The organism is Kitasatospora sp. NPDC048722, assembly GCF_040650235.1.
GTDB lineage: Bacteria > Actinomycetota > Actinomycetes > Streptomycetales > Streptomycetaceae > Kitasatospora.
Map to the genome: position 1 here is coordinate 110,975 of NZ_JBEZGX010000016.1, position 24,027 is coordinate 135,001.

24 protein-coding genes are annotated in these 24,027 nt (G+C 71.7%); 10 read left to right on the forward strand and 14 right to left on the reverse strand.

The window, feature by feature from the left end; translation table 11 throughout:
• Positions 1 to 7: 7 nt before the first annotated feature.
• From AB0C76_RS14750 to AB0C76_RS14785, 8 genes are all read right to left on the reverse strand, one after another.
• Positions 8 to 1,027 carry a LacI family DNA-binding transcriptional regulator gene (locus AB0C76_RS14750; protein WP_359964463.1) on the reverse strand — a complete coding sequence of 340 codons (1,020 nt, stop codon included), beginning with the start codon at positions 1,025 to 1,027 and terminating at the stop codon, positions 8 to 10.
• The gene (locus AB0C76_RS14755; protein WP_359964465.1) at positions 1,024 to 1,683 is read right to left on the reverse strand and encodes a GDSL-type esterase/lipase family protein; all 660 of its coding nucleotides are present in this window, start codon (positions 1,681 to 1,683) and stop codon (positions 1,024 to 1,026) included. The genes AB0C76_RS14750 and AB0C76_RS14755 overlap by 4 nt, the downstream gene beginning before the upstream one ends.
• 62 nt (positions 1,684 to 1,745) lie before the next feature.
• Positions 1,746 to 3,041 (reverse strand): cellulase family glycosylhydrolase, encoded by a 1,296-nt coding sequence (locus AB0C76_RS14760; RefSeq protein ID WP_359964466.1) that lies wholly within the window; start codon positions 3,039 to 3,041, stop codon positions 1,746 to 1,748.
• 56 nt (positions 3,042 to 3,097) lie between these two features.
• Positions 3,098 to 4,360 carry a mannose-6-phosphate isomerase, class I gene (gene manA / locus AB0C76_RS14765; RefSeq protein ID WP_359964468.1) on the reverse strand — a complete coding sequence of 421 codons (1,263 nt, stop codon included), beginning with the start codon at positions 4,358 to 4,360 and terminating at the stop codon, positions 3,098 to 3,100.
• A 95-nt stretch (positions 4,361 to 4,455) separates the two neighbouring features.
• Entirely contained in the window at positions 4,456 to 5,490 is a 1,035-nt protein-coding gene (locus AB0C76_RS14770; RefSeq protein WP_359964470.1) for a LacI family DNA-binding transcriptional regulator, read from the reverse strand.
• 61 nt (positions 5,491 to 5,551) lie between these two features.
• Positions 5,552 to 6,370, reverse strand: a complete 819-nt coding sequence (locus AB0C76_RS14775; protein ID WP_359964526.1) for a carbohydrate ABC transporter permease — start codon at positions 6,368 to 6,370, stop codon at positions 5,552 to 5,554.
• Positions 6,371 to 6,417: 47 nt separating this feature from the next.
• Complete coding sequence (locus AB0C76_RS14780) at positions 6,418 to 7,377, reverse strand: sugar ABC transporter permease (RefSeq protein ID WP_359964472.1); 960 nt, start codon at positions 7,375 to 7,377, stop codon at positions 6,418 to 6,420.
• Between the two features lie 185 nt (positions 7,378 to 7,562).
• A complete protein-coding gene (locus AB0C76_RS14785) occupies positions 7,563 to 8,879 on the reverse strand; it encodes an extracellular solute-binding protein (RefSeq protein WP_359964474.1) in 1,317 nt (438 codons plus the stop codon).
• A gap of 304 nt (positions 8,880 to 9,183) precedes the next feature.
• On the opposite strand from AB0C76_RS14785, the gene AB0C76_RS14790 reads away from it, so the two are divergent.
• The 3 genes from AB0C76_RS14790 (at position 9,184) to AB0C76_RS14800 (ending at position 12,778) form a co-directional block, all read left to right on the forward strand.
• Complete coding sequence (locus AB0C76_RS14790; protein ID WP_359964476.1) at positions 9,184 to 10,176, forward strand: ROK family protein; 993 nt, start codon at positions 9,184 to 9,186, stop codon at positions 10,174 to 10,176.
• Between the two features lie 90 nt (positions 10,177 to 10,266).
• Positions 10,267 to 11,643, forward strand: a complete 1,377-nt coding sequence (locus tag AB0C76_RS14795; protein WP_359964478.1) for a GH1 family beta-glucosidase — start codon at positions 10,267 to 10,269, stop codon at positions 11,641 to 11,643.
• 916 nt (positions 11,644 to 12,559) lie between these two features.
• Positions 12,560 to 12,778 carry a hypothetical protein gene (locus tag AB0C76_RS14800; RefSeq protein ID WP_359964480.1) on the forward strand — a complete coding sequence of 73 codons (219 nt, stop codon included), beginning with the start codon at positions 12,560 to 12,562 and terminating at the stop codon, positions 12,776 to 12,778.
• Positions 12,779 to 13,000: 222 nt separating this feature from the next.
• On the opposite strand, the gene AB0C76_RS14805 is transcribed toward AB0C76_RS14800, so the two are convergent.
• From AB0C76_RS14805 to AB0C76_RS14815, 3 genes are all read right to left on the reverse strand, one after another.
• Positions 13,001 to 13,315 (reverse strand): hypothetical protein, encoded by a 315-nt coding sequence (locus tag AB0C76_RS14805; protein WP_359964482.1) that lies wholly within the window; start codon positions 13,313 to 13,315, stop codon positions 13,001 to 13,003.
• Positions 13,316 to 13,365: 50 nt separating this feature from the next.
• Positions 13,366 to 13,578, reverse strand: coding sequence for a hypothetical protein (locus AB0C76_RS14810; RefSeq protein WP_359964484.1), 213 nt, complete (start codon positions 13,576 to 13,578; stop codon positions 13,366 to 13,368).
• A gap of 164 nt (positions 13,579 to 13,742) precedes the next feature.
• Entirely contained in the window at positions 13,743 to 13,967 is a 225-nt protein-coding gene (locus AB0C76_RS14815; protein ID WP_359964486.1) for a hypothetical protein, read from the reverse strand.
• Positions 13,968 to 14,361: 394 nt separating this feature from the next.
• On the opposite strand from AB0C76_RS14815, the gene AB0C76_RS14820 reads away from it, so the two are divergent.
• On the forward strand, positions 14,362 to 14,643 hold the full coding sequence (locus tag AB0C76_RS14820) for a hypothetical protein (protein WP_359964488.1): 282 nt from the start codon (positions 14,362 to 14,364) through the stop codon (positions 14,641 to 14,643).
• 395 nt (positions 14,644 to 15,038) lie between these two features.
• Here the strand turns inward: AB0C76_RS14820 and AB0C76_RS14825 are convergent, their stop codons facing one another.
• Entirely contained in the window at positions 15,039 to 15,947 is a 909-nt protein-coding gene (locus tag AB0C76_RS14825; protein WP_359964490.1) for a LysR family transcriptional regulator, read from the reverse strand.
• Between the two features lie 137 nt (positions 15,948 to 16,084).
• Here AB0C76_RS14825 and AB0C76_RS14830 point away from each other — a divergent pair, with 137 nt between their 5' ends.
• Together AB0C76_RS14830 and AB0C76_RS14835 are read left to right on the forward strand one after the other, a co-directional pair.
• Complete coding sequence (locus tag AB0C76_RS14830; RefSeq protein WP_359964492.1) at positions 16,085 to 16,903, forward strand: 3'(2'),5'-bisphosphate nucleotidase CysQ; 819 nt, start codon at positions 16,085 to 16,087, stop codon at positions 16,901 to 16,903.
• Between the two features lie 42 nt (positions 16,904 to 16,945).
• The gene (locus tag AB0C76_RS14835; RefSeq protein ID WP_359964494.1) at positions 16,946 to 17,542 is read left to right on the forward strand and encodes an NAD(P)-binding domain-containing protein; all 597 of its coding nucleotides are present in this window, start codon (positions 16,946 to 16,948) and stop codon (positions 17,540 to 17,542) included.
• A gap of 270 nt (positions 17,543 to 17,812) precedes the next feature.
• On the opposite strand, the gene AB0C76_RS14840 is transcribed toward AB0C76_RS14835, so the two are convergent.
• Positions 17,813 to 18,631: a methyltransferase domain-containing protein gene (locus tag AB0C76_RS14840; protein ID WP_359964496.1), complete on the reverse strand. Its 819-nt coding sequence runs from the start codon at positions 18,629 to 18,631 to the stop codon at positions 17,813 to 17,815.
• Positions 18,632 to 18,900: 269 nt separating this feature from the next.
• Here AB0C76_RS14840 and AB0C76_RS14845 point away from each other — a divergent pair, with 269 nt between their 5' ends.
• The 4 genes from AB0C76_RS14845 (at position 18,901) to AB0C76_RS14860 (ending at position 22,079) form a co-directional block, all read left to right on the forward strand.
• Positions 18,901 to 19,548 (forward strand): hypothetical protein, encoded by a 648-nt coding sequence (locus AB0C76_RS14845; RefSeq protein WP_359964498.1) that lies wholly within the window; start codon positions 18,901 to 18,903, stop codon positions 19,546 to 19,548.
• A complete protein-coding gene (locus AB0C76_RS14850; protein ID WP_359964500.1) occupies positions 19,545 to 19,871 on the forward strand; it encodes a transcriptional regulator in 327 nt (108 codons plus the stop codon). The genes AB0C76_RS14845 and AB0C76_RS14850 overlap by 4 nt, the downstream gene beginning before the upstream one ends.
• A gap of 294 nt (positions 19,872 to 20,165) precedes the next feature.
• A complete protein-coding gene (locus AB0C76_RS14855; protein ID WP_359964502.1) occupies positions 20,166 to 20,870 on the forward strand; it encodes a phosphatase PAP2 family protein in 705 nt (234 codons plus the stop codon).
• A 408-nt stretch (positions 20,871 to 21,278) separates the two neighbouring features.
• Positions 21,279 to 22,079, forward strand: coding sequence for a maleylpyruvate isomerase family mycothiol-dependent enzyme (locus AB0C76_RS14860; protein ID WP_359964503.1), 801 nt, complete (start codon positions 21,279 to 21,281; stop codon positions 22,077 to 22,079).
• Between the two features lie 570 nt (positions 22,080 to 22,649).
• On the opposite strand, the gene AB0C76_RS14865 is transcribed toward AB0C76_RS14860, so the two are convergent.
• On the reverse strand, positions 22,650 to 24,026 hold the full coding sequence (locus AB0C76_RS14865; protein WP_359964504.1) for a DUF6519 domain-containing protein: 1,377 nt from the start codon (positions 24,024 to 24,026) through the stop codon (positions 22,650 to 22,652).
• Position 24,027: the final 1 nt, after the last annotated feature.

Consider the following 24,027-nt stretch of genomic DNA (forward strand, 5'->3'; position numbering starts at 1 on the left):
GCCGCGGTCAGCCCGTGGAGGGGCCGACCTCCCCGGAGCCGCGAGGGATCAGGCGGGTGGGGATCTCGATGCGGCGGGCCGCGCCGGTGTCTCCGGACAGGCGCTCGAAGAGGGTGCGGGCGGCCGCTGCACCGAGCGCGGCCGGGTCCTGGGCGACGACCGTGAGGCCGGGGGTGAGCAGGTCGGCCAGTTCCAGGTCGTCGAATCCGACCAGGGCGGGGCGGGGTCCGTCCGGTGGGAGGTGGTGTAGGACGGCCAGGGTGATCCGGTTGTTGGCGGTGAGGAGGGCCGTGACGGGTTCCGGGCCTGCGGTCAGCCGGTCCACTGCGGCCGCGACCCTGGCGGGGTGGGTGGGCCCGGTGTCGATCCACCGCTCGTCCACCGGCAGAGCGGCGTCGGACATCGCCGTCCGGTATCCCCGCAGCCGCTCGGCACTGGTGTGGAGGCGGGCCAGGTCCCCGATGAAGCCGATCCGCCGGTGGCCGTACCGGATCAGGTGGGCGACACCGGTCCGGGCGCCGCCCGCGTTGTCACTGAGCACGGCGTCCGCCTCGATGCCGGCCGCCGGGCGGTCGAGGAAGACCACCGGGGTCCCGGCGGCGGTCTCCGGCAGCAGGTAGCGGTGGTCGTCCCCGGTCGGCACCACGATCAGGCCGTCCACCCGGCGGGCGCAGAAGGCGAGCGCGAGGTCGCGTTCGCGGTGCGGGTCCTCGGCGCTGGAGCCGGTGAACAGGAGGCAGCCTTGCTCCGCGGCCACGCCCTCCACCGCGCGGGAGAGGGCGGAGGAGAAGGGGTCGCCGATGTCTTCGAGGAGCAGGGCGATGCTCGCGGTCCGGCCGGTGCGCAGCAGGCGGGCACTGTCGTTTCGGCGGAACCCGAGCCGGTCGATGGCGGCCTGCACCCGCTCGGCCGTCGCGGAGCCGACGCCGCTCTCGCCGTTCACCACCCGGGAGACGGTCTTCAGGCCGACGCCGGCTTCCGCGGCGACGTCCTTCATGGTGGGCCTGGTGCCGTGTCCCCTGCTCATGCCCGGCAGCATACGGCGGCCGCGTCAGCCGGTCCGAGGACCAGGTCGGACCAGGCCGCGGCGAGCAGGCGGTGTCCGTACGGGGTGGGATGGACACCGTCGGCGGCGATCCGATCGGGTGCGCCCACGGTGCGGGCGGCCTGATTGAGCAGGCCGTCGGCGGCCAGCAGGAGCGCGCCGAACTCGGTGGCGAGCCTGCGGACGGCATGGATGCGCGGGTCGAGGTCCTCGCGCCAGGCCCACTGCTCGGGGGTGACGGGGACCAGGAACGGTTCGATGAGCAGGAGCCGGGTGTCGAAGCGTTCGCGGACCCGGTCGAGCAGGTGCCCGTACGTGTCCTCCCAGTGGTCGGGTGGTGAGGCGAGCCCGGAGTCGTACCGGCGCAAGGTGTCGTTCACGCCGATCATCACGGAGAGCAGGTCGGGCTGGTGGGCCAGGGCATCGCGGTCCCAGCGGTCGCGCAGGTCGCGGATGCGGTCGCCCGCGACCGCCCGGTTGAGAACGGTCGCACCGGGGTGTGCGGTGTGCAGGGCGGTTGCGGCGCGCGCCGCGTAGCCGTCGCCCAGGGACGCGGGGTCGGTCCGGTCGCGTCCGGCGTCGGTGATGCTGTCGCCCTGGAAGAGCACGACGGTGCTGAGCGGCAGGTCGGATGGCATGCGGTCCTCGGACGGTGGGCCGCCGCCCCGCCGGGGCGGCGGAGCGGAACGGCGGGTGGCGGTCAGCTGGAGGTCATCGCCTTGGCATGGGCGGCGAACAGCTGGGCGGTGGTGCGGGTCGGGTTGGCGGGGTCGTTGTTCCACATGACGCGGTGGCCGTCGTAGTCGGGATAGAAGGAGCCGTCGTCCACCCGGGAGGTGAGCAGCCAGAACTGGTCGCCGGCTCCGCCGCCGGTGCGGACGGCATCGGTCCACGCGGTGTAGGCGGCGTCCCGGGCGGCGGTGTCGGGGACGTCCCGTGCCGCATCGATCTGCAGCCCGAACTCCTCGATCACCACCGGCTTTCCCAGTGTGCGGCCGACGGCGAGGTGGTCCTCGATCCAGCGGGTGCCCCAGGAGGTGGCGTCGGTGCCGGGCTTGCCGGCACTGGTCTCGCCCCAGTTCTGCGGGTAGAGGTGAACGGTGCCGTAGTCGACGGCGCGCAGGGCGACGAGTCCGTCCCATGGGACGCCCTCGTAGTCCGAGTAGGGGTAGTCGGCGTGCCCGGGCTTTCCGAAGAAGCCCTCGTCGCCGACGGCGAGCAGCTGGCGGGGGGCGAGCGACTTGACGTACGTGCTCATCTCGGCGGCCCAGGCGAGCAGGGTGGCGCCGCTCTTGTCGCTGCGGCACCGCGGCTCGTTGGCGAGTTCGAAGGCCATGATGGTGGGGTCGTCGCAGTAGCGCAGGCCGGTGTAGCGGTTGCGGTGCTGCAGGAGCTGCTTGGCCCAGGCCCGGTAGCAGGCCTTGATCCCCGGGTCGGTGTAGAAGCGGTCGTGGTTGACACCGCTGCCGTACGAGTCGTCGGGCAGGCCGAGGAACCAGCTGACGTACTGCTGCATGCCTCCGTAGTCCGGCCAGTTGTTGACCAGTGGCAGGACGAGGCGGATTCCGAGCTGTCCGGCCTTGTGGACGGCGTAGTCGAGGGAGTCGAACGCCTCGTCGTCATAGCTGCGGGGCTTGGGCTGCAGCGGGCGGTACGAGCGCCCGGAGCCGTCGGCGAACGCCCAGGCCCGGACCACGGCCAGGCCCATTGCGGCGGCGTCGTCGAGGACCGCGTCGATCATGTAGTGGGACTGTTGGTGCAGGTAGTAGCAGTTGGTGCCACCGAAGCGGAACCGTCGTCCGTCCAGCCGGAGTTCACCCCCGTGGGCGGTGACGAACCCCGCGTCTCGGCGGCCGTGCTCGGCGAGGGGCGCGGGCTCGGCGGCGGCCGGTCTGGTCAGGGTTGGGACGGTGGCCAGCGCCAGGGTGGCAGAGGCGGCACCGAGCAGTGAGCGACGGGTGAAGGCGGGGTCTGTGGTGCTGGGAAGTGCGTTCACGGGGATGGACCTCCGGGGTAGGCGCCTGGCGGCGCCGACGGGTGGGTGTGGTGCGGTCAGACGGCAGCGTGCTCGGGGACGCGGGCCCGGTAGAGCGTGGCGGTCCCGCGAAGCTCCGCCGGACCGCCGGTGGCCGGGAGGAAGACGCTGTCCCCTCGGCGCAAGGTCAGTGGTCGGCCCAGGGAGCGGTGGAGTTCGGCGGTGCCGTCGGTGCAGAGCAGGATCTGCGGGCCGTCGGCACCGAGGGTGGCGCCGCCGAGGAGATCGAGCCGGGACAGTGCGAACTCGGCAGCCCGTGTCCGGTAGTGGAATTCGCCGTCCTCGCCGCCGCTGGCGGGGACCAGGGTCGGCGGGCCGGGCCGGAAGTCGACGACCGTGGTGAGGGCCCGGACGTCCACGTGCTTCGGAGTCAGGCCGCAGCGCAGGACGTTGTCGGAGTTGGCCATGATCTCCACGCCGGTCCCGTGCAGGTAGGCGTGCGGGACACGGGCGTCGAGGAAGAGCGCCTGTCCGGGCTGGAGCCGCACGTGGTTGAGCAGGAGTGCGGCGACCAGGCCCGGATCACCGGGGTAGTCCCGGGCGGCTGCGGCGTACGCGGCGTAGGTCGCGGTGTGCGGCCCCGGGGTCGCGGCGGCACGCTCCAACGCGGGGGCGAGTTCGGCGGCGGCCCTCTCGCCCCGGGCCCGGTCGGAGTCGAGTGCCTCGGTGAGCACGGTGCGCAGCGCAGTCCCGGGGTCGGCGGTGCGCAGGATCGCGGTCCACGGGGCGAGGGCCGGCGCATCCAGAGCGGCCATCAGCCCAGCGGTGGTGGCCGGGTCGCGGAACCCGCACAGGGCGTCGAAGTCGTCGAGTGCGCATACCAGTTCGGGCTTGTGATACCGGTCGCGAAAGATCCGGCGGGCGGCGTCTCGCGGGATGCCGGTGGCATCCTCTGCGGCGTAGCCGGCCTCTGCCTGGGCGGTGTCGGGGTGGACCTGGACCGACAAGGCGTGCTCGGCGGCGAGTACCTTGACCAGGAAGGGCAGCCGGTTGTCGTAGGTCTCCGCGACCCGTCGGCCGAGTTCGTGGTGCGGGTCGCGGGCGATGACCCGGTCGAGGGGCTCGGGGCCGTTGCCGCGGTCGACGGTGGACGGTGCGTCGGGGTGGGCGCCCATCCAGAGTTCGGCCTCGGGTTCGCCGGTCGGGCGGCGGCCGGTGAGGCGGGCGAGGGCGGTGGTGGAGCCCCACGCATAGGGCCTGATCCGGTTGGTGAGCAGGTCGGCTGCGGAGAGCGGGCCCGCGGCTGGAAGCGGAGGGGCGGGATGGTGCGGCGGGGTCATGGGCGGGCTCCGGTCGGCGGTGGTCCGGTCCGCCCCCGGGCTTCCTCACCCTCGGGAGGAGTAGGGGACGGACCGGGGTCTGGAGCGGCACGTGGTCAGGGTGTGCCGGGGGGTGCGGTGGTGCCACGGGGTACGAGTACGGGGGTCGGGGCGGGGCCTGCGGCGGCGGCGCGTCGGTCGAGCAGGGCGAAGAGGCAGCGGGTGACCTGGGCGCCGAAGCCGTGGACGTCGTGGCTCACGGCGGAGAGCGCGGGGTGGGTGAGCCGACACAGCTGGGAGTCGTCCCAGGCGATCAGGCTCAGATCGTCGGGGACGGCCAGTGCGAACTCGGCGGCGACGGCGAGTCCGGCGACGGCCATGATGTCGTTGTCGTAGAGGATCGCGGTCGGCCGCCGGGTCCCGGAGGCGAGCAGCTCGCGGGTGGCCCGGGCGCCGGCCCGGCCGGAGAAGTCGGTGGGCAGGCTGCGCGGTTCGTCCAGGCCGAGGTCGGCGGCGACCTGTTCGAGTGCGCGCGCCCGCATCGCGGAGTGTCCCAGCCGTGGGTCGCCGCCGACCCGGGCGATCCGGCGGTGGCCGAGCAGCGCGAGGTAACGGACGACCTCCTCGACGGCGGCGGCGTCGTCCGTCCAGACGGAGGCCGTCGAGCCGCCGGTGAGCGCTGGGTGGCCGGCCGCGACGACGGGCATGCCGATCCGGGCCAGGGCGGGGATCCGAGGATCGTCCTCGATCAGGTCGACCAGGACGGACCCGCGGACCCGTCCTTCGCGCCACCAGGTGTGATGGACGGCGGTCTCCTGGTCACGGTCGCGCACCAGCCGCAGCAGCAGCGTGGCCGACTGTTCCTCCAGCACGCTCTGGATGCCGGAGACGAACTCCATGTAGAAGGGCTCCAGGCCGAGTTGGCGGGCGGGGCGGGTGAGCGCCAGGCCGACGGTGTATCCCCGGCCGCCGCCCCCGGCCAGGCTGCGGGCGGCTTGGCCGGGCACCCAACCGAGTTCGGTCGCGGCCGCGCGGATCCGCGCGCGGGTGCGTTCCGACACCCCTGGCCGGTCGTTGAGCGCGAGGGACACCGCCCCCGGCGAGACCCCGGCGCGCTCGGCGACGTCCCGGATGGTGGTGCGCGCGCTCACCTGCGGCTGCGCTCATCGGCTTGGCGGTGACGCGGCGCAGGTGCGGCACCGGAGGGACGGATCACTTCGTGGAACCTGCCGCGAAGCCGCTGTAGATGAAGCGCTGCAGAGCGAGGAAGACGATCATGGTCGGCAGGATGACCAGGACGGTTCCGGCCGAGATGGTCTCCCAGTGCGCGCCGAACGGCCCTTTGAAGCGGAACAGCGAGGTGGAGATGGTGCCCAGGTCGGCCGAGGGCATGTACAGGAAGGGGATGTAGAAGTCGTTGTAGACCGCGATGCCCTTGATGATCACCACGGTGGCGATGGCTGGTCTGAGCATCGGCAGAATGATCCGACGGTAGACGGTGAAGGAATTGGCTCCGTCGAGCCTGGCCGCCTCGTCGAGCGAGACCGGGATGGAGCGGATGAACTGGAGGAAGATGTAGATCGACACGATGTCGGTGCCCAGGTAGAGCATGATCGGTGCCCAGCGGGTGTTGAACGCCCCGAGGTCGTTGACGATCTGGAAGGTAGCGACCTGGGTGGTCACGCTCGGGACGAGCGTGGCGATCAGGAAGAGGGCCATCACGAGTTTCTTGAGCCGGAACTCGAAGCGGTCGATGGCGTAGGCGGTCATCGAGCCGATCAGCACGGTGCCGGCGGTGGAGACCACCAGGATGATCGTGGTGTTGACGAAGCCCTGCAGCATCCTGCCCTGCTGGAAGGCGGTCGCGTAGTTGTGGAGGTTGAGCCAGTCGCCCGGCGGGGTAAGCGGGCCCGTGGTCAGTGCCTCGTTGCTGCTCTTGAGCGAGGTGAACAGCACCACGGTCAGCGGGATCAGCACAATCACGCTGGCCAGTACCAGGGAGGTGTACTTGCCGGCCTTGGCGGCAAGCACCCGGGGGGTCGGGGCGAACCGGCGGGCGGCCCGGGTGGTGGGAATGGTCACGACAGTTCAACCCTCTCCTCCGGCACCAGGCGGCGCTGGATCCAGGTGACGAGCAGGATCAGGGCCAGCAGCACGACGGCGCAGGCGGAGGCCAGGCCGACCTTGTCGAACTTGAAGGCGAGCTTGACGGTCTGGATGACGAAGGTCTCGCTGCCGTTGGAGCCGCCGGTCATGACGTACGGGATCTCGAACACGGCCAGCGAGCCGGAGACCGCGAGGATCGCGCTGAGGCTGATGATCGGTTTGATGCTGGGGGCGATGATGTGGCGGAACTGCTGCCACCGGCTCGCACCGTCGAGTGCCGCGGCCTCGTAGAGGTGGGGCGGGATGGACTGGATCGCGCCGAGGAACAACACCATGTTCAGGCCCATGTACCGCCAGACCGACACCCCCGCGAGTGACTTGTTGACGAGGTCCGGATCCCCCAGCCACAGGTGCTGTCCGCCGACGCCCAGCAGGCGCAGCACGGTATCCAGCGTGCCGCCGGGCTGGAAGAAGTAGAGGAACACGAAGCCGATCGCCACGCCGTTGATCAGGTACGGGAAGAACAGGACGCCCTTGAAGAGGTTCCTGAAGCGGGTGTCGAAGCTGAGCACGGTGGCGAAGTAGAGCGCCATCGCGATCTGGACGAAGGAGGCCAGCAGGTAGACCCCGCTGACCAGGAAGACCTTGAACAGTTCCGGACGCGTGAACAGCGCCGTGTAGTTGTCCGCCCCGACGTTGTTCCGCTCGGGGCTGATGCCGTCCCAGTCGGTGACGCTGTAGCCGAGCATGTCGAGGATCGGCAGATACGTGAAGGTCACCAGCAGCGCCAGCGGGACCAGCAGGTAGAGCCAGGGCGTGAACCACCAGTGGGTTCGGCCGGCCCTTCGGCGCCGGACCGGCGCGGCCGTTGCGGCCCGGTTGTCGGAGGGCGGCGTCACGATCGCGCTCCGGTTCTTCTGCAGTGCAGTCATCTTCCTGTCCTTCGTTGAGCCGGACACCCGAAGCCCGCCTCCCCTCCCACCGCCCGTCCGGGCGACGGGGCTGTTCCTCCCTGGCACCGCCGAGCGGCCGGGGCACGGGGCCGGGGGCGCTGGGCGCGGTGCGGCCGGGAGGTCAGGGCAGTGCGCCCCGGCCGCACCGCAGTCCTTCGGGGCCGTCAGCCCGCGACGGTCTTCTGCGCCTCGGACCACTTCTTGTTCAGGTCCGCGAAGTAGCCGTTCTGGTCTCCGGCGCCGGCGCCGCGGGCGATGTCGACGAGCTTCTGCCGGTAGTCGGGGGCGTCGAGGTCGATCTCCGCGGCCTTGTCGATCTTCTTGACGGCGGCGGACTTCTCCTGCTTCTGGCCGATCATGGTGACGCCCTTGTCGGCGAAGGGCTTGAGCGCGGTCGGCATCGGGGAGCCCTTGACCGAGGAGATGCCCTGTTCGGCTTGGGCGCTGCCGGACTTGTTGATGAACCAGTCCAGCCAGGCCCGGGCCGCCTCCTGGTTCTTGGAGTGCTTGTTGATGCCGTACTTGTAGTCAGGCTGGAGGACCGTGCAGAGCTTGCCCTCCGCGGTCGCCGAGGGGAAGGGCATGTAGCCGATGTCGTCGGGGTTCTTCCCCGCGGCCTTCGCGGCGTCCTGCATCTGGGCGATGGACCAGGAGCCGAGGTACATGGTGGCCGCCTGGCCGGTTCCCAGAAGCGTTTTGGAGTTCTCCCAGTTGGTGGTGGTGGGGTCGGGCTCGGTCAGCTTCTCGTGGACGACGGAGTACAGCAGGCTGTCGATCGTGTGGATGTCGTTGCCGCTGGTCCACGGGGTCGCGGTGGAGGCCATCGCGTCCTTGGCGCTCTCGTTGCAGCTCGGCGAGCCGATCGCGTCGGTCCACTGCTTCAGCGGCCAGCCGTCGTGGTAGTTGGTGTAGTACGGGATCGCCTGGGTCTTGGACTTGACGGCCTTCAGGTCCTCGATGAATTCCAGCGGGGTTCTCGGCCACTCGGTGATGCCGGCCTGCTGCCAGAGCGCCTTGTTGTAGACGAAGCCCGTGACGGTGCCGTAGTTGGCGATGCCGTAGACCTTGCCGCCGACGGTGCCGTAGTCGGTCCAGTTGTACTGCTTCGACAGGTCTCCCGCGTCACCCAGAGGAGCGAAGAAGTTGGGGAGTTGGGTGATCGAGAGGTCGGACGGGATCGGCAGCACGTCACCGTAGTTCTCGGTGCTCATGCGGATCTTGACTTCGCCCTCGTAGTCGGTCATGCCCTCGAACCTGACCTTGACGTTCGGGTAGGTCTTGTTGAACTCGGTGGCGTACTTGTCGAGGACTCCCTTGTTCAGCTGGTCGGTCCGATTGGTCAGGACCGTGATGGAGCCTGACACCTTGGCCGGATCGGAGTTGACGGTCGCCGCGGAGGACGAGGTCCCGCCGCCGCCACTGCTACAGGCAGTGAGCAAAATCATGGAAGCGGCCGTGACGGCCATCCACTCTCTGCGCATCTTCGCTCATCCTTCGCGCTGATCGTCATGAACGCCGAGAAGCGGCCTTCCCGTCGTTGGCTGCTTAACGTAGACGTCACATCGCGGCCATGTCCATAGACCGATCAACATTGAAATGCAGGCAGTTTCTTGCGATCTACGCTCGATTTACTAAACCTTTGCCTAACTTGATGACGAAAGGGCCTCGGCCGGACGGCTCCATGGACAACGTTGTCCAGCACGGCGAGAATTACCGGGACCGCCCGGGGACACCACGCCCGAAGCAGGGTGGGCTCTCCTTCGTCACACCAGCGGAGACGTCACGATGAGTTACGAATCGGCCCTTGCGGTCGACGACCGACCCACCCCAGTGCACCCCCTGCTGGCGGCGCTGGACATCGGTGGGACGAAGATCGCGGGCGGTCTGGTCGACGCGGACGGGACCCTGGTCCACCGGGTCCAGCGGCCCACCCCCGTACGGGAGGACGCTCGTACGGTGCTGGCCGCGGTGGAACACGTGGTGGACAGCCTCGCCAGGCACCCTTCGTGGGCATGCGTGCGGGCTGTCGGAGTCGGCAGCGCCGGTCCGGTGGACATCGAGGACGGCACCGTCAGCCCGGTCAACATTCCCGCCTGGCGGGCGTTTCCGCTACGCACTGCGGTCGCCGGCCACCCTGCCGTCAGCGGCCTGCCGGTGGTACTCGGAGGCGACGCGGTGGCGATGGCTGCGGCGGAGCACTGGCTCGGCGCCGCACGCCCGTACCACAACGCCCTGTGCCTGGTGGTCTCCACAGGAATCGGCGCGGGCCTGATCATCGACGGGAGACTGCACACCGGGCCCACCGGGAACGCCGGTCACCTCGGTCACATCAGCGTCGACTATTCCGGCCGCCCCTGTCCCTGCGGCTCACGCGGCTGCGTCGAGGGGCTCGCCAGTGGAACCGCCATCGCCCGGACCGCCGCCGAGAGCGGTTGGCGGGCCGCCGACGGCGATACCTCCGCCGCAGCGGTCGCGGCCGCCGCCCGTTCGGGCGACCCACTCGCCCTGCACGCCTTCGATCGGGCCGCCCGGGCCCTCGCCGCCGGGATCGCCGCCGTCGCCACCCTGGTGGAGATCGAAGCCGCGATCATCGGCGGCGGCGTCGCCGGATCCGGCGACCTGCTCTTCCGGCCACTGCGCCGTCACCTGGCCGACTACGCCACGCTGCCTTTCACGGCCCGGACCGCGGTTCTCCCCGCCGCCCTGGGCACCGGCGCCGGCCTGGTCGGCGCGGCTGCACTCGCACGCCCGGCACTGCCGGCCCTGCCCGTTCACTGACCCGCCCAGCCCACCGTCGAGGCAATCCGGGCCGGCGCGGACTTCTGCGATCCGTCGGTCCGGTGTCTCCGTCCCCGAGGTGTCATACCCGTGTCGGAGCAGACCTTCCTCCGCTTCCCCGACGGCTTCCGATGGGGCGCCGCCACCTCCGCCTACCAGATCGAGGGCGCCGCCTCCGAGGACGGCCGGACACCCTCCATCTGGGACGTGTTCAGCCACAGCCCCGGCGCGACCGTCGACGGCACCACCGGCGACACCGCCTGCGACCACTACCACCGTCACGGGCAGGACGTCGCCCTGATGGCCGACCTCGGCCTCCAGGCCTACCGCTTCTCGCTCTCCTGGTCCCGGCTCCAGCCCGACGGCAGCGGCCAGCTCAACCCGAAGGCGCTCGACTCCTACCGACGGCTGCTCGACTCCCTGCACGAGAACGGCATCAAGCCCGTCGCCACGCTCTACCACTGGGACCTCCCGCAAACGCTGGAGGACCGCGGCGGCTGGCGCGCCCGTGACACCGCCTGGCGCTTCGCCGACTACGCCCGACAGGTCGGTGAACGCCTCGGTGACCTGGTGGACACTTTCATCACCGTCAACGAACCCTGGTGCGCCGCCTTCCTCGGGTACGCCAGCGGCCTGCACGCCCCAGGGGTGCAGGACCCGCCGGGCGCGCTGCGCGCCGCTCACCACCTGCTCCTGGGTCACGGGCTGGCAACGAGGGCACTACGGGTGCAGGGTCGACACCGGGCAATCGGACCGGCACCCAACTTCTACCCCGTACAGGCGGTGAGCGACGACCCGACCGATCAGGACGCGGCCCGGCGGATCGACTTGCTGATGAACCGGCTCGTCCTCGAACCGGTGGCCACCGGTGCCTACCCGGCCGACATCCTGGCGCACATCGAACCGATCGCCGGCCTCGGCCACCTCCGTGAGGGCGACGAGGCCGTGATCGGCACCCCGATCGACTTCCTCGGTGTCAACTACTACAGCTCGCACACCGTCGGCGCGGGCACTGTTGATCACCGGCCATCGCCCTGGGTCGGAGCCGAGGACGTCGTGTTCCACCCAACCGGACTCCGCACCACCGCCATGGGCTGGGACGTCGATCCCGACGGCCTGCGTCGGCAACTGGAGCGAATCGCGGCCGCCTGCCCCGACCTGCCGATCTGGATCACCGAGAACGGCGCGGCATACGCCGACACCCCCGACGACAACGGCCGGGTCCACGACCCTGACCGGATCGAGTTCCTGCGAGACCACCTCGCGGCCCTGCACGACGCGATCCAGGCAGGGGTGAACGTCCGCGGCTACCTGCTGTGGTCACTGATGGACAACTTCGAGTGGTCCGAAGGCCACACCAAGCGCTTCGGCCTCGTCCACGTCGACTTCGCCACCCAGCGGCGCACCCCCAAGTCCAGCGCGCACTGGTACGGCGAGGTCATCAGGAGCAACGGCTTGAAGCGATAGTCGCCTTCGATGTGGCCAAGGGAGACACGCAGGTCATGGGCCTATTTCCCAGGCTGGTGGTCGCACGGTGGTCGCCTCTCGGGCGCAGGCTGGGAAGAGCGAGGCCCGCTCGCGCTTCGAGGCGATCACCATGCGCTGCTCACGCCGGCTTCCACGATGACATCGAAGCCCGCACCGCGCTGGGGCGCTTCAACGAGGGCCTGGCCCTGTGCGTCATCACCACCCGCAGCAGCGCCCCGCCGACAGCCCGGCCACCTCGGCGCGCAGCAGTACGACGTCTGCACCTGGAAGCCGAGCTCCTCCAGCGGCACCCCGGGCAGCGCCTCCGGCACCTGCTGCTGGCCCGGGTGCGGCAGCGGCGGGTCGGGCGCCTCCAGCCGGTGCCCAAGACGCGCAAGACTCGCAGCGACAAGAAGCCCGAGGGGGAGTGACGACCGTGCAGATCGACTCACGCGAGGACGTCCGCAAGATCATGCGGTTGACCAGCGCCTTGGCCCCAACCAGCGCCTGGTCGTCATGCTCTACGCCTCGCCTGGCCAGGATCCCTCCAGCGGCGTCGTCCCGATGGACGCCAAGGAACTGGCCGCCGAGATCACCGTAAAACGCCTCCCTCTTCTCCCGCCTGTGCGGCCAGCTCGTCGAACGCGGCTGGACGGAGAAGATCGACGACACGGTCCACTACCGGCTCACCTCGGAGGCCGACGGCAGCGACAACGTGCTCCCCCTACGTCGCGGCGGCGACGGCGACGGCGACGGCGGCCACCAGGCCCGCCAGGCCTGACCAGGCGAACTGCACGCAGGCCCGGACGCTTCGTCCGGGCCTTCTGCTTTGGCCCCGCTGGCCAGGACCGGACCGCGATCACCGGTGATAGCGATCCGGCTCACCTGCGCCCGCCTGAGCTGCGAGACTGTGATCATGACCGTTACCCGTCGCAGCCTCTCGCTGCCCGCTTTCTCCGAGCCCGCCGTCGATGCTCCCGTGCCGGCCCAGTCCGGCGTGCGCCGGCTGCTGCCGGTAGAGCAGGGCGCCGACTTCCGCCAGCCGCCCGGCGAGACCGCGCCCGCACCTGCCCCGGCCCGCCGTCCGCTCGCCCCCGGCAGCCTCACCTTCTCCGACCCCGACCGCCAGATCTGAGCGCTACCACCACGGGTAGCGCGACCATCCTGCGGCGGGTACGAATCCCCGGCCCGCCGACCGTGTCCCGGTAGCCTTCGGACAGGCGCCCGCCGGACCCGAGACGCACACTCACGGGCCATCACCGGCGGGCGCTGACCTGGGGCGGTTTCATGGGTCTCTCCCGATCGAGGACTCCGGGACGGGAGTGAATCTACAGGCCGCCCCCTCTGGCCTGCGGTTCTACCAGGCGCCCATCGCCCGGACGTCTCCGGAGATCGCGTAGCGGTGGCAGGCGAGGATCTCCCCGGTGGTGATGCCGATGTCGTTCGCGATACGGGCGAGGACCTCCTCGGCCTGGCGGTCGCCGACATAGGCCGGAACGGTCTCCGGGGCGAGGACGCCGATCCGGTGCCGGTGGCGCGCTGCCGGGCGACCAGGTCCCGGCCGGCGCTCACGTGGCGGCGCCAGGCCTCGGTGGTGATGCCCTCCGGGGCTGGGCCGGTCTCCGCTCGGCGGCCGGTATGTCGGGGCGAGCTCGGTCCTCGGCGACCGCACGGTTCCGCCGCCCGGGCCGTGGCCGCCCGCCCGGATGCGGGCGGTGCGGGCTACGGCCGGCGGGTGCGGGGCTCGTTGTACTGCGGGTCGGTGACGGGTTCGGCCCAGGTCGTCTCGGGGCTGCCGTCGGCGGTCGCCTCCCACATGGCGATGTGCTCCATGAAGCGGTCGGGGGCGGCGCCGTGCCTGTGCTCCTCGCCGGGCGGGCAGGAGACGGTCTCGCCGGGGTGGGCCTCGAAGATCCGGCCGTCGCGGGTGCCCACGTACGCCGACTTCCTCCACCGCGCTGCTCAGGCCGTCGACAACTGATCGAAGAGGCGGTCGACCTCGGCGAGCGCGGCGCCCGGCCGGCCAGGTGCACCGGCCGGGATCAGGGCTTCCGCTCCGGCTGCCAGCCCGTCAGGCCTGCGGCGGTGGTATCGCCGTGTCAGCTGCCCCGGCGTCGGAGGGCTCGGACTCCGAGGGTGTCGGCCATGGAGCCGGGGGCGAGCGCGACGAGTGGCCACACGGACGGGGAGCCGGGTGGCACCGTGCCGGGCAGCAGGGCGCCGCCCACCGAGCCGGAGCCGGCCATGGCGGTGCCGGTCGGTGTGGCGGGCACGCGCACGAGCGGGCCGTGCTCCGCCTCCGGAGCGGGCAGGCGACGGCTCATCGGTTCACCCCGATCGCAGTGAGGGTGCGCTGGGTGTGCCGGTCGCCGAGGGGGAGAGCCTGGGGCGGACCCGGTAGTCGTGGGCGGCGTCGTTTGGGCGAGGGCGGCGTCGGCCCAGCTGGCCGTGCGGGAGGCCCAGAGTCGGCGACGGCGGCCTCCGTCGGGTCGAGGCCGCGGAGCACGGCGTCGATGCGGGGGTCCGTGAAATCGTGGTCCAGGGCGAGGGCGCCGGCGGCCTTGTCCGGTCATACGTCCCGGACCGTCACGTCGGCGCGGTCGCGCTTCTGTGACCGCCGCAACTCGCGTGGGCGTACACGCGGGATAACCCCGGACCGGCTTGCCCCACCGCCCGGTCCCGGATGCGCTGCGGCCCGCTCCCGGCGAAGGTGGGGTGATGAGCCTGATCGTGCTTTTGGAACCCGAGCTCCAGCGGGTGGACCACCTCGGCAGCGGCGGCGAGGAGTACGTCGAGGGTGTGCGAGCCGTGCACGCGGCCAAGGCCGACCCGTCCGCGCCCGGCGCCCGTAGCGATCACACGCTGTGCGGTGCGGACACCCGGCTCATGCAGACCGTGGACTACAAGCCCTCCACGCCCGATTCCCCCTGGTATCCACCGAGGTGGGTGGGGAGCGGGAGGGTCTGCCCGACCTGCGACACCACTGTTCGCTCAAGCTGAACAGCCGCGGAGCGGGAGGGGGAGATCGACGCCGTTCCGTCACAGCGGGCTCCGCGGCGGTCAGGTCGCCGCTCAGGGAGTCCCAGTTGGTAGTACCAGGGCGCGCGTCGGTCGGCGTGATCACCCTGTCACGGCAGGCCGGCTTCCTGGAGTCCCGGGCAAGGTCATCACGCGGCGACGCTCGCGGGGAACTGCTCTTCGACAAGGACCGCCAGTACCTCGGCTACCACCCGGCGTTCGGGGTTCGGCGGGATGGCGGCGTGGGCAGAGCCTGCGACATGACGACCCCATGACCAGGCGCCGCCGTCCGGCCGCGCCTTCCGCGTCCGCGCCCGCTTCCCCGGTCCGCGCCGCCCGGCCGCCGGGTGATGGGTGAAGAGGCCGGACGGCGCCGGTTACGACGATGCTGCGCCCATGGCCAGCGCAGCCCGCGCCAGTCCGCGCAGCCAGGCGTGGGCGTGGTCGGTGTCGTACCGCTGATGCCATGACAGGTACACCGGTGCCGACGGAAGTTCGAGCGGGAGGGGGAGCACGGCCAGGCCGAGGTCGTCGACCGCGGAGCGCGTGGTGGCCTCGGGGACGCAGATCACGAGATCTGAGCCTCGTGCGAACTCCAGCGCGGCCGCCTCGGTCGGCGCGGTCGCCACCACGCGGCGGGTGAGGCCCAGTCGCGCGAGGGCCTCGTCGAGGGCATTGCCGAGGTTTCCACGCCGCGAGACGGTGACGTGCTCCGCGGCGGCGTACCGCTCGGCGGTGACGGTCCTGACGCGGGTCAGGGGGTGCCCCTGCCTCACGACGATGACGAGGCGGGTCTCGCCCACGTTCTCGGCACGGATGTCCGGTGCGCTCGGGCGGTTGGCGTTCGCCTCCAACTCCACCTCGCCGCGCCGCAACTCCGGGGTGGCGGTGCTCGATTCCGCGACGAAGCGCAATCGTACGCCCGGCGCCTGTTCGCGTACGGCCGAGAGCAGCGCGGGGCCGCTCAAGGCGACCAGGGAATCGTGCCAGCGCAGGGTGAAGGTGCGCTCCAGCGTGGCCAGATCGAGTTCACGGCTCGGCGCGAGCACCCCTTGGACCTCGTGCAGCAGCTCGTGCACCCGTTCCCGGACGGCGATCGCGTACGGCGTCGGGGTCATCGTGCGGCCGGTGCGCACCAGGATCTGGTCCCCGGTCGTACGCCGGATCCGGCCCAGGCTCCGGCTCATCGCGGGGGCGGTGACATGCAGGCGTGCGGCCGCCCCGGCCACGCTCCCCTCCTCCAGCAGCGCGTCGAGCGCGGCCAGCAGGTTCAAATCCAATTGCATGTGAGTAATCCTAGCCGTGCTTTACATGCATTTGAAGTTAATCAAGGGCCTGGATACCTTCGAGACCAGAGCGCCGAACAGAGCGCACGCTTCGGCCAATACAGCCCCATTTCCCGCTCTTCGCAAGGGAGTTCGCCATGTCCGACATGCTTCAGCCCACTGACGTCGCCGCGTTCGACACAGACCTGCTCGCTCAGACCGCGATCGCCGTGCGTGCAGCCGGCTCGGCGCTGCGCGAACGCTTCGGCGAGGCGGTCCGCTACCAGAGCCGCGAAGAGCTGATGCGCGCGCTCGCCGTCAACGACGACACGGCCCTCGACATCCTGCGCCCCCGCCTCACACGCCTGCGCCCGCAGGCCGGGTGGGTGGAGGACGAGCTCGACGGCGGGGCGCTGCCGCCCGGCGAGTGGTGGGTGGTGGATCCGGCCGAAGGCAACGTCAACCACCTCCACGCTCTTCCGGAGTGGGCGGTGACCGCCACCCTCGTGCGCGACAACCAGCCGGTGCTCACCGCGGTCCACCTGCCGTTGACCGGCGAGACATACACCGCGCTCACCGGCGCGGGCGCCCACCTCGACGGCCGGCCGCTGCACGTCTCCCCGAGCGCGGACCTCGGCCTGAGCATCGTGGCGACCAGCCAGGCCCGCCCCGACGAGGACGAGAAGGTCGTGCGGCGCGTCGGCTCCTCGATCACCGCGATGCTGTTCGACGCGCTCGTCGTGCGCACCGCCGTGCCCGCAACCCTGCACCTGACCGATGTCGCCGCCGGCCGGATCGACGCCTTCTGGCAGTTCGCCGGCGCCCGCGCGGACCTGCTGCCCGGCGCGCTGCTCGTGACCGAGGCCGGCGGACGGATCTCCGACGCCCAGGGCCGCCCCTGGACCCCGCAGAGCGAAAGCTTCCTGGCCGCCGCGCCCGGCGTCCACGCCCAGACCGTCGCGACGCTCTCACGCTGACCGCGCACCACAAACCGCACCCAGGTAAAGGACCACACCATCATGACCACGATCGCAGTTCTCGGAAACGGCCGCGTCGGCGGCACCCTGGCCACAGCGCTCACCCGGGCAGGGCATGAGGTGACCGTGGCGGACCGCTCGCCGGGCGCCGCTGCCGACGCCGCCCGCAGCGCCCGGATCGTCATCAACGCGACCCCGGGAGCCGGCTCGCTGGAGCGGCTCGCCGCACTGAGCGAGGAACTGCGCGACAAGATCCTCATCGACGTCTCCAACGCCACCACCGACGGACCGGACGGAATGCCCGCCGACCTGATCCACCCCGGCTCAAGCCTCGCCGAACAGCTCCAGGACGCGCTCCCCGAAACCCGCGTCGTCAAGACCCTCAACACCATGCTGTTCCCGGTGATGACCGCGCCGGCCACGCTCGCCCAGACACCGACTGCGTTCCTCTCCGGCGACGACCCGCAGGCCAAGCAGACCGTCGGTGAACTGCTCACCGACCTCGGCTGGCACAGGGAGTGGATCACCGACCTCGGCGGGATCCGGACCGCCCGCGCCGCGGAGGCCGCGATCTTGTTCGTCCCGCACGTCATCCGGGCCGGCGGATTCACACCCTTCGCGATCTCGATCGCCCGCTGACCCGTACTCAGTGCGCTGCCCCCCGGCGCGTCCATCCAGAACGGATACGGCAGCGCGGCCTGGGCCGACGACCCAGCGCCGGATGGCATCACGTTGCCGAACACCTCGAACCTGCCTGTGAGCGCGTGTCCGCTGCCGGTGCTGGTGAGCTCGAACGCAAGCCGCCGAGGACGACCGCGCCGCCTGCTGGGAGTCCTCGCCGTCACGGCCGCTCGCGCAGGAAGCCGGACCGGACCTCTGCGCGAGCGGTGCCGGGGGAGTGGCGGGACGTCAGCCCGGCCGGTGCGCCACTGCGGCGAAGACGGTCACCGACAGGTGGAAGGCGCCTCGCTCGGCGGCTTCCGCGAGGTCGTCGTAGAGCCCGTCGCGCTGCCTCTCGGTGATCAGGCCACGGCCGAGCGCCGCCGTGGCGAGACCGCGGACGATCGGCCAGGTCACGTTGCCGGTGTCGTGCAGCAGGACGTCGGCGCCCACGTGGTCGACGGTCAGGCCCGCCTCGGCCAGCCAGCCCGCCAGGCGGCGCCCGGCGTCCGGGGTGGCGGCGGTGGCCTGGGCGACGGAGGCCAGCGCGGGGCGCACCTCCGGGGCGGCCGGGTGGAGCACGAAGGTGGCCCAGTCGGTGTCGATTAGGGCCACCCGCCCGCCCGGGCGCAGGACCCTGGTCATCTCGGCGACCGCTCCCGCCGGGTCGTCCAGGTGCTGGAGCACCCGCTCGCACCAGACCACGTCCACGCCGCCGTCGGGCAGCGGCAGGGCGAGGGCGGACCCGTCCACGAAGCACGCCGAACTGTCCGCCTCGGCGGCGCGCTGCTCGGCTACCGCCCGCAGCCCTGCGTGGGGTTCGAGCCCGGTCGCCGTGCCCTCCGGGCCGACCGCCGCCGCGAGGACCCGGGTCTCCGACCCGGTCCCGGCGCCGACGTCCAGTGCCCGCTCGCCTGGCCGTGCGGCAAGCCGTGCGTGTGCCCACTCCCGCAGCCGCCGGACACCGGGATTGGCGGCCTGGACGTCCAGTGCGGCGATCAGCCGGTCGGTGATCGCGGGGTCTGCGTTGGGTGTGTGGAAGGCCGAGGTGGGGCGCGGACTGGTCATGCCGCCCACTGTAGGACCGACGGTCTGCCAGCGCTGGCCGGGTACTTCGATGATCAGCAGCGTGGTCGCGGGGAATCCGCCTCCCCGCCTCCCGTGGTGGGGCGGCCGCGCGGCACCGGTGGCCGTTCGCCGCCGCCCTGGAGATCCGGGGCAAGACCGTCCACGCGGATCTTCGCGAGCCCTTGCCGAGGCGGAGCCCGCCGGGGCGGTTGCGGGTGACTGAAAAGTCATCTCTATGCAAAAGTGGTTTGTCATGCAAACCTGTCTGCATGACGACTCAATCTGTCCCATCGCCGGACGACCCTGCCGACCTGTTGGCGATGCAGCGGGCCTTGGTCCGCCGTGTCCGTCGTGAGCAGCGCGGCGCATGGTTCCCGCTCCTGGTCTTCGCCGTGGTGCGGTTCGGTGCGGCGCCAGTGGTCCGGTTCGGGCAGGGCGGCAACGTCCGGCTGGCCATCTGGTACTACCCGGTGGCGATGGGCCTCGCCTTCGCGGCGATCGGCTGGTTCTACCTGCGGCTTGCCCGCCGGCGAGGCGTGGGCACCCGGGTCGGCCCCTACCTGGCACTGGGCGCCGTCCTCGGCTCGGTCACCACCGGCTACACCGTGTGGACGGTGCTGGGCACGGCACCCTCGCCCGATTTCCGCGAACCGACCCTCGCCTCCGCGCTCTACTACGCGATGACGAGCCCAGCCGCGGCGATCGGCCTGGCGCTGCTGGTGCTCGCCGTGATCGAGCGCAGCTGGTTGCTGTTGGCCGTCACCTGCACCTATCTCGCCCTCCTGATCGATCCCGACAACGTGCCCGACCCGTCGCCGTGGGGCGGATGGGACGTCCTGCTCGGGGGAGGCGTGCTCCTGCTCGGTGGTATCGGCCTCGCCCTGCAGCAACGGATCCAGAAGCGGCCGGCCGAATGAACGGACACCCCACCACCAGCCTTGACGACGTCGTGCACCAACGGGTGCGCCTGGGCATCCTCGCGATCGCCAAGGAAGCCAGGCGCGTCGAGTTCACCTTCCTTCGCACCACGCTTGGCCTGACCGCCGGCAATCTCTCCCAGCACGTCGCAGTACTGGAGAAGGCAGGGCTGATCACCGTCGAGAAGGGCTACGAGGGCAGACGCGCCCGCACCTGGATCCACCTCACCAAGGCGGGCAAACAGGCCCTGCTCGACGAGGTCGCCGCCCTCAAGGCGCTGATCCACCAGCTTGAGAACCCTCCTCCGGACGCACCCCAATGAGACACCTGCTCCCGAGAGGGCCGGTCGGGGCCATGAGCACGGTCCCGACGGCCCGGGCCCACCGGCTCGTCGCCCGGGAGGCCGCTGCCGGACCTGCCACCCGACAACACCCGGTCGGACCGGCGATCGCTCGGGCGCATCCGCCCGACTGTCGTAGCAGGCCAACGCTGCGCCCGGCCCGTTCCTGAGGAAAGCCGCTGTCGCGCGCCCACCCGGGCCCCCGTCCGGTCGTGGCGCATGTTGGGACCGGGGGCCGGAACCGCACCCCCTGCTCCCTCAGGAAGGACGCAGCCCGTGACGAGCCACCCCTTGAGCCCGCCCAGCCCGCCCAGCCGGCCCGGCCGTCCGTACCGGTGGCCGATGGTGGCGGGAGTCGCGTTCGTACTGTTCGCGGCTCTGGCGGCTCTGCTGGCCGGGCGGAGCTGGGCGCCGTACGGCTTCGAGCGGGACGCCAACGACTGGTCCGCCGCACACCGGCCGTCCGCCGCCCGGGCGGTGGCCGTGGTGATCACCTCGCCCGGCTCCGGAGCGCTGCCCTACCTACTGGCCCTGGCCGCCGGCGCTGTCGCGTTGCGCGGCCTGCCCGCACCGCGGCCACCGGCCCGTACGGCGGTCCTTCTCCTTGCCCCGGTGCTCTGGCTGGGCCTGGGTCAACTTGTGCGCCTTGGCCTGATGCACGCCCTCTCCCGCCCCCGGCCGCCACGCCCGAACTGGGCTGTCGACGCCTCCGGCTTCGCCTTCCCCTCCGGGCATTCCTTCACCTCGGCGGTCTGCGCCGGCCTGCTGGCCCTGGCCGTCGCCCGAGCCCGTCCGGCGGCATCCCGAAGCGCCGCCGCCCTCGCCGCCGTGTTCGCGGCAGCGGTTGGGCTCAGCCGTGTCTACCTCGGGGTGCACTGGCCGCTGGACGTCCTCGGCGGCTGGCTGCTCGCGACCGGCTGGCTCGCCCTGGGTTGCACCGTCATGTCTGCCGGCCCCCTTGGCCGAGCGGGTGCCAGGTAGGCGCGGACAGGCCTCGCTGGACGGGGCGCTTGCTGCCGGGGTTGGAAGCATGGATCCGTCAGGGCAGATCGGTGGCCCTGGCATGGGTGGCCGGATGTCGCCCCTGTGTCCCGCAGTTGACGGCCCTGCCCCGCGCCTGACGAGCGGGCCCGGGCAGGGCCCTCCACGGCCGGATCCTCGCCGCGGACGGCCTGGCCGCCGACGCACTGGAGCAGTTCGCCGCCAACGCCGCCGACTGGCGTGAACACTTCGGAGCCGGCCACCTCGATACCCGGGCAGCGCAGGAGGCAATGCCGTTGCTTTAGGCGGGAGGCGGGAGGCGGGAGGCGAGGACGTCCGCAATGGCCAACCGGCGGTGACTGTGAAAACCGCTGTCCGATCACCCGAGCACGGTGATAGACATCAGGCGTGGAAAAGAATCTTGAGCTTCCTGACCTGCTGCGACTGATCGACGAACGGTCGACCGCCTTCCGCGCCGCGGTCGCCGCCGCGCCCAGTCTCGATGCACAGGTGCCGACCTGCCCCGGGTGGACGCTGTTCGATCTGGTGAAGCACCTGGGTGGGGGGGACCGTTTCTGGGCCGCCATCGTCGGCGCGGGGCCTGCCGACGCTCCCCCGGCCGACGCCACCGCTGCGCGTGCCGCTCTGGAAGTGCCGCGGGAGCGTGAGGCCCTGCTGGCCTGGCTGGCCGCGTCGACGCAGCTCCTGCTGGGCGCCCTGCGCGAGGCAGGCCCGGAGAGCGGTTGCTGGACGTGGTGGCCCGCGTCGCAGTCACCGCAAACCGCCGGCGGTGTCGCCCGGCACCGGGCCCAGGAGACCGCGGTGCACACGTACGACGCGCAGCTCGCCGGGGGCGCTGCGCAGCCGCTGCCGGTCGAGGTGGCGCTCGACGGTGTGGAGGAGTTCCTGTTCACCGTCTGCGGAACGCCGAGTGCCTGGCCGCACAAGCCCACGGCCTTCGACTTCCACTCCGCCGAGGGCCGCTCCTGGCGCCTCACGGTCGACGGCGACGGCGCACGCTCCGCCCGCATCCTGGCGCCCACCGCCGCGACCGGCGAGGAGTCGGAGGCAGCCGGCGCCTCCGTCCATGGCACGGCCAGTGAACTGGTCCTCTACTTGTACGACCGCATCAAGGCCGAGTCCTTGCGCGTGGACGGGGACGCAGGGCTGCTCGACCTGCTCCGCGCCTGGGAGCCGGAGGAGAAGTAGGACGCAGTGGGGGCGGTCGGCCGGGACTCCACCGGCTCGACCGTCTTCTCGGCGCAGTCCACCACGGTCCCCGTTCGCGGCCCCCTGGTGCGCGCAAGGGCAGGACGGAGGAGGCCCGGATGGTGAGGAAACCGCCCAGTCGCTTCCCTCAGAAGCGGAGCCGGCCCGGGATGGACACGGCCGCGGTCGGCGCTGGCACGGCTCGACCGACAGCTTCACCCCGACGACAGGCCGGCCATGGACACCACCGGGACCGCCATTCGTCGCCCGACACCGCACACCGACGCCGGGGGCCGCCAGCCGCAGATGAGGGCCGCCGTGTGCGTTCTCGGGGCCTGGCAGCTCCGGCGCGACAGGCTCGCCGACCCGTGGCGGGAGGTACACCTGCTATACGCGAAACCCCGCCGCCGTGGAAGCGCGGAGCGCGCGATGGAGGCGGGCTGGGAGGCTTGCCGTCCGGAGCGTGTGAACCGCAGGTCGGACCGCACATCGCCTGTCCGACCCCGACCTCTGCGACAAGCATCCGGCCCCATTGCGTGAGGGGCGACGGTGTTCCCGTGGGGCCGCCGATCAACTTCCCAGGGGCCGGAAGGTCTTGCGGGGGGACCCGTCGATGGTGGCGCCGTTGACGTAGGCGAGCGGGGCGTAGTGGTACTGCACGCCGGTCGGGTCCTGGGCGGCGGGGCCGTCGGCGTCCTGGGGCCACAGGACGTCGCCGATGGCGGTGCGGGCGGGGACCAGCCAGTGGTCGCCCCGGCGGTAGGTGCCGGCCACGGCGCCTGGGGCGGGCTGGAACCGGACCTGGACCCCGTCCTCCAGGTCGAGCCAGGTGTTCTCGACCAGGGGGAGTGCGCCGTCGTCCGCCGCCGCGAGGTGGTCCCAGCGGCGCAGGAACGGGTGGGGGCCGAGTCCGCAGTCGTTGTCGCCGTCCTGCCGGTCGAGGGTGACGAGGAGGTCGACGGCGTCGATCGCGAGGACCTGGCGCAGCCGGGGTGCGGGGCGGGCCGGGTCGGTGAGGACCGAGTCGTCGGCGACGTGCCCGGCGGTGGTGTCGTCGACGAGTTCGACCCAGTCGCCCACCTCCAGGCCGAGTTTGCCGTCCCGGCCGAGGGCCGAGACGGTGGCGACCGCGCCGCGGAGGGCGGTGACCGGGAACACCACGGAGGCGTTCTCCCGGGACCACTTGAAGGTCGCGCCGGACGGGTGGCCGCGGCGGGCCTTCGGCGCGTTGGTGGCGGCGGGCCCGGCGGGGCCGCCGGTGTGCACCTCGATGCGGTAGAGCTGGTTCTCCGGGCCGCGGAACCGGCTGTCCGGCGGCAGTTCGCAGCGGTTCTCGGGGGCGGCCGGCGGATGCTTGACGCCGGCGCGCAGCTGTCCGGTGGGGCGGAAGTCGGCGAGGCGGGTGGCGAACTCGGTCAGTGCGTCGGCGGTCGTGGCGGCGGCCACCGGGAGTGCGGCGACCTGCCAGACGGTCTTGGCGCGGGCCGCCGTGTCCGGTCCGGGGTCGCCGAGGGCGACCTCGCGGATCGCCGGGTCCTGGAGGGAGGTGATCAGCCGCTCCCACACCCGCAGGTACACCACGAAAGGCTTGTCCTGCGGGAGTCGGGCGGAGGGATCGGTCGGGTCGAGGCGGAGGTCGGGCTGGGTCCAGTAGGTGGTGTCGAGCTCGTTCTCGATCAGGATGCCGTCCACGTACATCCGGCCCGCCGGGATCTTCAGGTCCTCCTGGGGCTTCCTGCCCGTGACCGAGTCGATCGCGAAGCCGCCGCCGGCGGCGGGTGCGACGGCGGGACCGAGGAGGTCGGCGATCGTCGTGCGCAGCTGGTGCAGGAGGAGGGCGCCCTGTTCGTTGAGGTCGGCGTCGAGCTGGACGCGGCCCTGCTGGGTGAGGACGGCGGAGTAGTGCTTGCGCGGGTCGAAGGTGGTGCGGGAGAAGTCGCCTTGCATG